General features: G+C 32.0%; 4 protein-coding genes. 2 read left to right on the forward strand and 2 right to left on the reverse strand.

Translation table 11 applies throughout. From position 1 onward, the window contains the following. Positions 1-201: 201 nt before the first annotated feature. Both V9L05_RS13415 and V9L05_RS13420 read right to left on the reverse strand, forming a co-directional pair. Positions 202-3,399, reverse strand: a complete 3,198-nt coding sequence (locus tag V9L05_RS13415) for a two-component regulator propeller domain-containing protein (RefSeq protein WP_338812400.1) — start codon at positions 3,397-3,399, stop codon at positions 202-204. 705 nt (positions 3,400-4,104) lie between these two features. Next, on the reverse strand, positions 4,105-11,160 hold the full coding sequence (locus V9L05_RS13420) for a T9SS type A sorting domain-containing protein (RefSeq protein WP_338812401.1): 7,056 nt from the start codon (positions 11,158-11,160) through the stop codon (positions 4,105-4,107). Between the two features lie 252 nt (positions 11,161-11,412). On the opposite strand from V9L05_RS13420, the gene V9L05_RS13425 reads away from it, so the two are divergent. Next, entirely contained in the window at positions 11,413-11,664 is a 252-nt protein-coding gene (locus tag V9L05_RS13425; RefSeq protein WP_338812402.1) for a transposase family protein, read from the forward strand. A gap of 7 nt (positions 11,665-11,671) precedes the next feature. Continuing rightward, positions 11,672-12,148 carry an ISAs1 family transposase gene (locus V9L05_RS13430; RefSeq protein ID WP_338815423.1) on the forward strand — a complete coding sequence of 159 codons (477 nt, stop codon included), beginning with the start codon at positions 11,672-11,674 and terminating at the stop codon, positions 12,146-12,148. Positions 12,149-12,488: the final 340 nt, after the last annotated feature.

Consider the following 12,488-nt stretch of genomic DNA (forward strand, 5'->3'; position numbering starts at 1 on the left):
TTAAATAAGATACTTATTTTTAAGTAATAAATTATTGATATTCAATGTATTACATCCGTAATATTTAATTAGCTTCGCTGCTTTTGCAGGTCGCAATCATTCCTAAGTAAATATAAAAATTACAAATCAAGCATTGAGGGAAATAATTCTAAAAGGTAGATTTTTTAAATTAAATGGTTGTTTTTGATGAATGAATGGTTTTTACTCCGTCGGAGAAATGGTTGGAATACCAAGAGTAAAAGTAGTTCCTTCATTTTTTTTGCTTTTTATATCAATAGTAATACCGTTCATTTTGGCAAACTCATAACACAAAACCAGTCCTAAACCTGTACTTTTTTCTCCTCGTAATCCTTTTCTAGTATGAGCCAAATTAAGCTCAAATATTTCTTTTTGAGCATCATTACTCATTCCAATTCCTGTATCTGTTAGTTGCAAGATAATTTCATTTTGATTTTCTTCTTGATATGCCAAAATGCTGATTTTACCTTCTTTGGGTGTAAATTTTAAAGCATTAGATATAAGATTTCTGATAATGGTCTGAAACGAATTTTTATCTACATAGATAAATAAATCTGTATTGATTTGTACATCAATTTCTATGTGCAGACTTTGAGCAAGATTATGATAAATACTGACTGTTTCTTTTGTAATATCTTGTAAATCAATAATTTGTGGGCTGTGTTTTATTTGATGTTGTTGAGTTAAAGCCCAATTCAATAAATTATTAAGTAATGTATTCAGATTTTGAACTGAATTATCAATGTATTCCCCTAATTGGTGCAACCCTTCAGAATTATTCTTTTTTAAAAAATAATCTATTTGTTTGGAAATATCTTGAAAAGCTATTAAAGGACTCCGTAAATCGTGGGCAATAATAGCAAAAAGCTGATTTTGAGTGAAGTTTGCCTTTTCTAAGGCTTTATTTTGCTTCTCAAAAAGAATATTTTTGTTGGCTAATGCTTGAGTAGCTTTTTGGATTTGTTCTTCTAAAAGTTTTTTGCCTAATCCGATTTGATATAATCTCCATTTATAGATAAGATAAACCAACACTAAAAATAAGATAAGTAAACTAAATAAAAACCAAGGTTGAAGATAAAAAGGTGCAACAAGAATTAGTTTTAGAGTAATTCCTTTGTTATTCCAGATGCCATGATTATTAGCAGCTTTTATTCGGAGAGTATATTTTCCGTGTGCAAGTCCTGTAAGAGTCAGTTTACCTTCATTTCCTAAACTTACCCAATCGTCTTGAAGTTCATCTATTTTGTAGGCATATTGATTTTTTTCTGGACGGTAATAATTGAGAGTTACAAAATCAAAACTCAAAATTTGAGCTTCTTCAATCGGTAATTCTAATTTTTTTATTTGATGTAATGGTTTATCAAATTTAATTATAGAATCTTGCTTAGTGATTTTAGTAAAATATAAAGGAGGTATAAAATTATTTCGTTTCATTTGATTAGGAAAAAAAGCATTGAGTCCATTTATTCCACCAAAAAAAAGTTCTCCTTCTTCATTTTTGAAATAGGCTTTCGTATTAAATTCATTGTTTTGTAATCCATCTGACTCATCATAATTTTCAAATATTTCTGTTTTTTTATTAAATTTTGAAATGCCATAATTTGTACTTAGCCAAAGATTATTTTGCTCATCTTCCAAAACAGCATAAATAACCTCATTAGGCAATCCATCACTAATAGTATATTTTTTGAAAATTTTAGCTAGAGTATCAAAACGATAAAATCCATCTTTAGTGCCTAACCAAATTATTCCTTTTTTATCTTGATGAATAGATAAAACATAGCAAGTTGTATTTTTAGATTTTGAGTTTGGATTATAAAAAATGGGTTTGTTGTGTGTATTTTTAAGTAAAGCAATGCCATTATTTTGAGTTCCTACCCAAATTTCATTTTGTTTTGTATAATACAAACAAGTTACTTTTCCATATTTTGTAGAAGAAAGTATTTGTTTTGTAATGGGATTATATTTTTGAAGTATATTTCCTTCCGCAAACCAAACTATAGAGTCATTGAGTGGTAAAAGAGCCGTACAATTTTCTTTAGTGTTGTACTCAGTGGAATTTTGAAATGTGGTTAGATTGATTTTTATAATTCCTTGATTTGTTGCAAACCATAGAGGAGGTGGAAAAGTATATTTTGTATAGATTTGTTGTTTCAATAAATTTGGATATGAGTTATAAGCCCACGTTTTTTTGATTGAATCTCCCAAGAAAATATCTATATTATTTTCTTCATTATATGTTCCAATCCACATATTTTTAGTAGTGGGTTCTTGAAAAATAGTGCGTACACTTTCTCCTAATTTATACTCTCTCAAACTAAAAAGGGTATACAGAGGAACAACTGCAATACCAGCCCCATAGGTGCAAATCCATAAATTATCGGTTCTGTCTTTGTAGATAAATACAATGGAATATTTGCTTGTGTTGAGAGAAGAATTTGTAAAATCAATATAGTTTGAGATTTTTTTTTGACTTTTATCAATTATCAAAATACCTTGTGAGTTGTAACTATACAAATTATCATCTTCTTGAATTTGAGAAGAAAAGGGAAGTCCTAGTTTGTCACAAGTATTAAAAAAATTAGGCAAAATATTTATTTTGAATACTGTTGTATCATAGACTTTATATAAGTGACTATAATTTTTAGTATATAAATTATACGAAAACCATAACTCATTTTTTTTACCAAAATAGTCGCTATAAAAGGGGAATAATGCTATATCTTTCCACTCTTGATTTGTCTTTTTTTTGTATGAAATTTTTGTTAATGTGATATTTTTATCAATTAATTCCTCAGTAATAAGTAGATATTTTTCTTCTTCTTGATTTTTATTTTTTAAAATACGTTCATAAATACCTGTTATTTTTTTTGGGGAAAAACTTGGGAATTCATCTGAATAATTTTGCCACTTGTGATGATTTACTTTCTTGAAAAATAGTTGCTCGTTAGCAATAATCCATATTGTTTTTTCAGAATCAATCAAAATAGATAGAATATTTTTCTGATTAAAAAAAACAATTGTAGAAATTTTTTGAGTATATAAATCTATCTTACTAAGTCCTGCTGTTGTACCCAGCAAAAGAAAACGCTCATTTAACTGAACAATAGCTTGAATTTCATTCGAACCCAAAAAAATACTATCTTCTTCGTTATTACGAAAAGTTAGAAAATTTTTGCCATCATATCTACATAATCCATCATTTGTTCCCAACCACATAAAACCCTCTTTATCTTGCAGAGCGCAATTTACAAAGGCATTTGCTAGACCATCTTTTGTTTGGAGGTGTTGGTAATTAAGGACATAATTTTGAGAAAAACTAGAATAAGAAAAAGATAAATAAAACAGGAAAACTAGAAATATTTTTAACCAAAAAGTCATTGATGCTTGATAGTTAAGTAGAGTTATTTATGAAATAAGTGATTTAAAAATATGTACAAGTACAGTAGTAGACATGAGTGGTAAAATTGTAGGTGTCTTCACAAAAAATGGTAATTATTTTAGTATAAAAGCATTTTTTTGTGGTTGTTGGCATCCCCACTAACAACAATATTTCCCATATCCAGTATTTTAATGAACAAGATACTTTATTTTTTAATTAAATAGAATTTTGTTTTTTCTTGCTTTATGAGTAATAGCTAACTCTATATTTGATTTATTTCTAATTTATAACAAAATCTATTCTTCCCCTTTAATCCAAGTAAAGTTAGTCTTATTAATCTTTGAGGTTAGTTTTTCCATCTGTAAGTAAGTAGGCTTATAGGATTTGTTTTTTTTCTTGTAAATGATTTGGAGATTGAGTAGCAAACCTAGAAAAGCGTCCTTTCCATATTCAAATGGTAGGGAAGACACTTTTTTAAAATCTTCTGCTTAGCTTTTCGCACTACCTTGAGGATACACAAAAAACCAACTCTATCTCATAGATAACTTTTTTAGTGGAATTTTTCTAAATTCAAGAGGCAAGGTAGGCTTTCTATAATCAAATTGGTTGGGTCACGCTGTGTTAGGACGACACAAGAAAAACAAAAAACCTTCACTCAAAGAGCAAAGGTTTTGTATAATTACTTTATATTTAAAACAAACCATCTATTGAATAATAATTGATTTTGAGTAGGTAGCACCATTTTGATTGAAGTGAATGAGATACATTCCTTTCGGTTGATTGGTAAGATTTATCTTCAACTCATTTTTTCCTTTTTGAAAGGTTTGAGAGCTTACTTTTCTACCAATTCCATCAAAAACAGTTACTTGTGTATCTGCTACTAAAGCAGTTCCAAAACGTACATTCACTATTCCTGTACTCGGATTTGGATAAACACTAAATGTATTTTCTTCCACTTCTACTTGAGTAGTTGCTTGTACTTTTGTTGCAATTCTAGTAGCAGGATTAGGACAGAATGATACTTTGTAACTCCCTGCATTTCCATTTGGTGTATAAATAGCTATATCAGCAATCAATTCTTCACTTGCATCTATACTTTGTTGTGTTATTTCTACATTGTTATGGAAATATTTTATTACACTGGCTACTCTCTCTACACGTAATTTATCTCCTACTTGATAGTCAATAATTACCCCAGAAGAAGGCGTATATCCTGCAATTGCCTTTCCATTTGCAAGTACATACCATCTGTATTTAATAGAACTGAAATAAGGAGTTGTATTCTGAGTCGTTAATCCAAACATATAGGATATGTTTTCAGCTACTGTATTTTCTACAAATCCGTCTTGATTTGCAGCCAAGGTATTGGTTGTATGTACTCCTGCATCCCAAGCAGTAGTGCCTGTGGTTTTGTTTACTGTTGCCCCACTTGTTGTTACATCTGCTTCCACTACAAAATCAACAGGGTAACTCAGTACTACATTTTTTGTAATACTACTAAATGCTCCACTTGCTGTAACTGTATAATATCCAGCAGGTTGGTTGCTCAGTGTATTTGTTGTACTTAGAGTGGTATTGGCATCATTTTTCCATATATAGGTAGTAGCAAACGTTCCTCCTGTCACTGTAGCAGTAGCTGAGCCAGTAGAAACTCCACAATCCAATAAAGGAGCTGAAATACTTAGGTCTAAAGCACAATTGATAAATAAAACTTTAGGAAGTGTTGTATTTACTGTGTATAAACCAGCATCTACGACTAAATCTTGTGTTGTTACGCTTGTGCTAGTATAAAATACAGAGCCATTTTTACTATATCGTATTTCTGTACCTACTCGTTCAATTTTGAATCCATCTCCTGTTTGATAGCTTCCAAAATCCCATTTATTAACTCCTTTTTCAACTACATATACTTTTCCACTAGAAGTAGTGTAGATCGCATATTCTATAGAATTAAATGCATTTCCATTCTCTTTTTTGGACAGTCCAATCAAAGAAGAAGTAGTTGCATTATCTACATTGAATACAATTCCACCATTTCCGATTACTTTCTGAGTAGAGTTTGCATTAGTGTTCCATCCTGTTGTGCTTGTATGATCTAATTGTCCATTTGCATTTAGGGCTAGATTTGTTAGGTTTGTCCACGTTAGAGGTGCGCCAATGAGATAAGAAGCGTTATAGGTGATTCCATCTTTGGTCAATTCTAATTGGTAAGTTCCTGCACTAAGTCCAGTAATATTTGCTGTATTAGCTCCGTTTGACCATACATAAGTTGCACCTGTTGCTGTAATATCAATAGTACCAGCAGTTCCTCCAGTTCCACAGTCGATTCCTGTAACGGCTGCTGTATAAGTTTGACTTCCACCTGTTGCTCCACAAAATGAAACTTGTACTTCTCCTGTACTGCCTGAATTAATAGCTACATCAGCGACTAATGTTTCAGTAGCATTAATAGTATATTGGTGTACTACAGTTCCATTTTTATAGAATTTCATTTGACTTCCTTCTCTTGCTACTGTAAATACATCTCCTTTTTGGTAGGCTACTGCTGTACCAGGATTTTTATTATAGCTTGGAACAGCATTAGAGTTTCCTACAAAGTACCACGCATAATCAATAGAAGTATAAGAGGCAGCTGTATTTGGTTTTGCTAAACCTATCATATAAGAACTTGTATTGCTGGTGATAGTATTACTTACCCAACCATTGGCAGTAGCAGCTAATTGTTGTGTCGAAGCAGAGTTTGCTCCACTTGTCCAGCCTGTAGCATTTGTTTTTGTAAGAACATTACCTGCACTACTTACGTTTGCTTGGTTCTCAAAATCTACTTCATATCCGATAGCTACGTGTTTTGTACGAGTTCCATACACACCTGTTGTTGTTACTGAATAAATGCCTGTGTTTTTATTTGAAATACTTGCTGTATTTTCTCCACTAGACCAAGCATAAGTAGTAGCAAGTGCTTCACCAAGTAGAGTTGCTGTTGCAGCACCAGCTCCATCGGTAGGACAAGTATTAGAAGTAAATGAGGTAATTTCTAAAGCAATAGGACAACTTGTAAACTGAACTTGAGGAACACGTCCATTGGGTGTGTACATAGTGGCATCAGCAATTAAATCACCTGCTGCAACGCCCCCAACTGTTCTAAATGGAGTGCCATTTTTAGAATATACAAGGGTTGTTCCTGTACGCTCTATTCTGAAAATATCGCCATTTTGATAGGTACCAAAAGTACCTCCAACACCATATACAACACCATTTTCATAAACCACGATACTTCCAGCATTTGTAAGATAAATAGCATAACGAATACTAGCATATCCGACAGCTCCTTTGTAGTAAGAGAGTCCGATCATATAGTTATAAGCATCTTTTTCTTCTGCTGTAAAGGCAATTCCTCCATTAGCAATTATTTTTTCTTCAGAAAAGGCTTTGCTTGTCCAGCCAGTTGTAGCTGTAGATTTAGTAAGTCTTTTATTAACAACTGTAAACTCCGTCAAATCTGTCCACGTTAAATCATAGCCTACTTCATAAGTAGCTGTATAATCTGTTCCTCCATCAGTAATAGTAACTTCATACTCCCCTGCTGAAAGTCCAGTACGGTTTTGAGTAGTAACTCCACCATCTGACCAAGCATACGTTTGGCTACCACTAAACTCAGAAACATCTAAATCAATTGCTCCTGTACTTCCTCCTGAACAACTTATGCTTGTAATAGTGGCAGCAAGTAATGGAAGTGTAAGGGTAGTTCCTGCTTCTCCAGTACCTATAGTTTCAAATGTATTTGTTCCTGCACAATCATTATAGGAATAGACTCTAAAGAAATACTGTGTACTAGGATCTAATCCTGTAACTACAATATTTGGATTCGTGGAAGTACCTGCATAAATTACCTGTTCTCCTGCATCATTCCAACTCAAATCTGCTGTTGGAAGAGTTGCTGAATTAGTAGGAGCTGTAAAACCATTCGTACTATTTATTTTAATGACATAACCTGTTGCTCCTCCTGCTGGCGCATCATAACTTACAACATCTAATGTACTAACTGTTGGGTTATTTCCTGCTAATAGATTGGTTACTTGAGCTGTGGGAGCAGAACAGGCAGAAAGCGTAGTAAAACTAATCTCATTTCCATAAACTGTAAGACCCTCATTAATAGTATAGGCTTTTGAATAAATTATAGTGTTAGAAGGTAAGCTACTTATTGTTTGTGAAAAACTTCCTACTCCTGTACCTATTTGTGCTTTATTATTTGAAGTAGTAGGATTTGGAGTAATTGCCCAAACAATTCCTCTTTCTGAAATAGATAAAGTAGCATCTCCACTATTTATTATTCCACCTAAATCAGCAGTATTTGTTGTTATATTTAAAGCATTAGCTGTATTAATAGTAGGTAATGTAGTTACCTTTCTAATATACCTGCCCACTCCTTCTGCAACATATAAAGCTCCATTATTAACGTACAAATCGGTAGGAGAATTTAGTGTAGCATTTATAGCTAATCCACCATCACCAGTAGAAGAATTAGTTCCTGTTCCTGCAAAAGTAGAGTATATACCTGTAGGAGTAATTTTACGAACACTATGTCCAAAACCAGAAGTAGTCACATAAATATTTCCTAAAGCATCGACAGTTACACTACTGGTAGCTCCTGTACCATTTCCTGTAGTGTTAGTTGTTCCATCTCCTGCTACTGTCGTAATTATATTTGTAGATAAATCTATTTTTCTAATATACCTGCCCACTCCTTCTGCAACATATAAAGCTCCATTACTAATGTACAAATCGGTAGGAGAATTTAGTGTAGCATTTATAGCTAATCCACCATCACCAGTAGAAGAATTAGTTCCTGTTCCTGCAAAAGTAGAGTGTACACCAGCAGAAGTAATTTTACGAACACTGTGTCCAAAGCCAGAAGTAGTTACATAAATATTTCCAGCCTCATCAATTGCTACTGAACTTGTAGCACCAGTACCATTTCCTGTAGTGTTATTTGTTCCATCTCCTGCTACTGTCGTAATTATATTTGTAGATAAATCTATTTTTCTAATATACCTGCCCACTCCTTCTGCAACATATAAAGCTCCATTACTAATGTACAAATCAGTAGGAGAATTTAGTGTGGCATTTATAGCTAATCCACCATCACCAGTAGAAGAATTAGTTCCTGTTCCTGCAAAAGTAGAGTGTATACCAGCAGGAGTAATTTTGCGAACACTGTGCCCAAAGCCAGAAGTAGTTACATAAATATTTCCAGTCTCATCAATTGCTACTGAACTTGTAGCACCAGTACCATTTCCTGTAGTGTTATTTGTTCCATCTCCTGCTACTGTCGTAATTATTTCAGTAGCACTATTGAGTGTCGTAAAACTAATCTCATTTCCATAAGCAGTTCCTTCACTATTGATAGCATACGAACGAACGAAAATAGTAGTAGCAGAAGGCAATCCTGTTATAGTTTGATTGAAAACTCCTGTTCCAGTTCCTATTTGTACTTTATTATTTGAAGTAGTAGGTGTTGTACTTGTTCCCCAAACTATTCCTCTTTCTGTTACAGTTGCACCTCCATCAGAAGTTACGTTTCCTCCTAAATCGGCTGTGGTAGCTGTTACGTTTGATTGAGTGGCTGTTGTTACTGTAGGTGCTGTATTTGTAGGAGTTATAATATCTACTTCAAAAACTAAATCAAAATTAGCATTTGGACTTCCATTAAAATAAAAAGTTCCTCCATTATATGTACTAGCACCTGAATTTTCTACAAGAAGAGATGCAGAAGTAAAATAAAATGTATAGTTACTAGAGTTAGTTACTAAAATGTTCAGACTACTTACATCGACTTCTTTAAAATCTGTAGCTGTACCAGAAGCTGTAAAACCTAATCCTGATAATGTGCCTAATGTTGCTCCTCCAGTTCCATTTCCAGATTTGATATTGAGTGTAACTCCTGTCATAGAATTTCCTGCCAAAAATCTTATTTTATCTAATTTTCCATCTTGGCACGTCGTAAAACTTTGTCCAATATCAGAGCCATTAGCTTGTGTAACAGTTGAACTGGTATTAGATATAGTACATTGTCCTGCTGATAATGTAGTAAAACTAATCTGATTTCCATAAGAAGTTCCTTCACTATTGATTGCATAAGCACGAACAAAAACAGTAGTAGCAGAAGGTAATCCTGTTATAGTTTGATTGAAAATTCCTGTTCCAGTTCCTATTTGTACTTTATTATCTGATGTTGTAGGAGTTGATGATGTTCCCCAAACAATGCCATTTTCTGTTACTGTTGCACCTCCATCATTGGTTACATTTCCTCCTAAATCGGCTGTGGTGGATGTTACGTTTGATTGAGTTATGGTAGAAAGTGTAGCAACACTAGCAGAGAAAAAAGCTCCTAAATCATAACTCCCATCATCGTGTTCATAACTTAAATAGAGCCTATCGTTAAATAAAATAAAAGGACTGACATCATCAACTCCTTCATTCGTATAATTTGATGGGTTAGAAATTTCAGTTAGTGTAGTTCCATCATAGCTAAATAATACTCCTGCAAAAGTAGAGGTAGTATAATACATGTAGGCTTTTCCATTGTATTCAATTCCGTGCTGATTTAAGTTTAAGGATGAATTATAACCAGTTGCACTACTTGTATAACCAACAGGATTAGGCACTTCTGTTAAAGTTGTTCCATTATAAGTAAATAAAGTATAATAACTCGTATTATGTCTATAACTCACATGTAATTTTCCTGCATAAACAAAACTTTCTCCTTCATACCCTCTTGCTGAATTTTCATAACCTGAAGGATTGGATATTAAAGTAAGATTAGTTCCATTAAATTTATATAGTTCGTATGCTCCAGCATTATTTCTATATTTTATATACAAATTACTATTATAGATAATTCCTTCAGCCCTGTATCCTCTTGCCGAATTAGTATAATTAGATTGTACACTAGGAAAAATAGGAGTAAGAGTAGTTATATTGCACTCCATAAGGACATTATTACCTGTGTTAGCTATATATTGTCCATATAATTTTCCATTGAATACAATAGGATTACCTGCATATCCTACATTTTCATAACCACTTGGGTTAGTTATATGTGAAAAAGTAGTTCCATCATACTTGAATAAATGATAAGCAGATGTTGTTGTGTTTACATATTTTAAATAAAGTGCATTATCATATACAATAGGCTGACTAGAATATTCGTAACCAACAGGATTGGGAATAGGTGTTAATGTAGTTCCGTCATAGCTTACCAAAATAAATTCTCCTGCATTGGTTCTATATCTTAGATAAAGTTTATTATCAAAAACAATGGCTTCTCCTCTGTATCCATGTGTAGCTCCATCATAACCACTAGGACTCGGAACAGGAGTAAGAGTTGTTCCATTATATTTCATTAAGTCGTCATTATTACCGTTATCACGGTAACGCATATAAAGATTTCCATTATAGATAATCGGTTCTTTATTATGTCCATAGTTACTAGCATCATAACCACTAGGGCTAGGAATAATAGAAAGAGTTGTGCCGTCATATTTGCCTAAATCATAATTTCCATCATCTCCTAAATACCTCATATATAAAACATTATTATATACAATTGGAGAATCTCTGTAACCTCTATTATCAGAATTATAACCACTAGGACTAGGAATAAGAGAAAGTTGAGCTTTTAATAAAGGAATCGATATTCCTCCATTAAAAATAAGTAGAATCAAAAAACCAAAAGTTTGTAGTATTTGTCTTTTTTTCATATTAAATATTATTTTTATAAAATGGATAAGCTCAATAAAATAACTGCTCAATAACTTGAGTAGCAATGATGTATAATTTAAGTAAAAATAATTTTGCTATGAAATTTTATAACGTCAATTCAACATAAAATCAACATTTTTTTTTTAGTTACAAAAAAACTTCTTTTTAAAATATGAAAGTAAATTTTTATAAAAAATATGTAGGATAAACGCACGAAAAAAACTTATCTTTATTGGTTTATTTTCTATTTAATGCAAGACTCTATTAATTTTTTGTTTTCTGATATTAAAGATTTCAGACAACCTTGGAAAGTTCTACATAAACTTTGTGATATACTTTTTATAGCTCTTTGCACCTTGATATCTAATGGTAAAGACTTCGAAGATATGGAATCTTTGGGAAAAGAATGCTTTGAATGGCTCTTACAATTTATAGAACTTCCTAACGGTATTCCTTCTCACGATACTTTCAACTCAAAAAAAAATTTTCGGAGAAGTAAATGATGCTTTCATTTGGACGCAAGTAAAAGAAGAAAATACAGATACTACAAGAGAAACAACGCATGGTAGAATAGAAATAAGGAAATGTAAAATAATGAAAGCAGAAGAACTTTTAGTGACTCACTTTATAGAAAAGTGGACACATTTGAAAACAATTATCAGAATAGATTATGAACGTATAGAAAATAACATAACATTTTGTAATACAAGGTATTATGTAAGCAGTAAATTAGCTTCTGCTGACTATTTTAATACGGCTATTAGAGGACATTGGGGTATTGAGAATCAACTTCATCGGCATTTAGATATGACTTTTGAGGAAGATAAAAATAGAAGCAGAACAGCTCATTCACAAGTGAATCTAAATATTTTAAGAAAAATAGCTTTAAATAAAGTAAAGCGTTCGGATGAAAAATTAAGTCTAAAAAAAAGAAGATTTAAAGCAAGCTTAAATAAAGACTACTTAGAAAAACTGATTTTCTCATAAATCTTTCGTGCGTTTACCTTAAGCATAGACTGATAAATACATAAATTCTACTACCGAGTTCACGTTATTTACACCACAAAAATTGTCAGACAACAAAAATTTTTGATTGATTATCTACTTTTTGTATTATAATACTCAACCGTTTTTTGTTACTGAAACTACTATTATTCTCTAGAAATAAACTTCATATTTTATCTGATTTCATTTTTATGAAAAATCTGTTTCATACTTATTACTCAAATGTTCTTTTTACTATTGATAAATATTTGAGAGATAGGTAGTTTGTTAAACTGTTTAATTGGCAGAATTGTATTTTGATTAATATTAAGTAGATTTAATC

It is taken from the genome of Bernardetia sp. Wsw4-3y2 (assembly GCF_037126295.1).
GTDB lineage: Bacteria > Bacteroidota > Bacteroidia > Cytophagales > Bernardetiaceae > Bernardetia.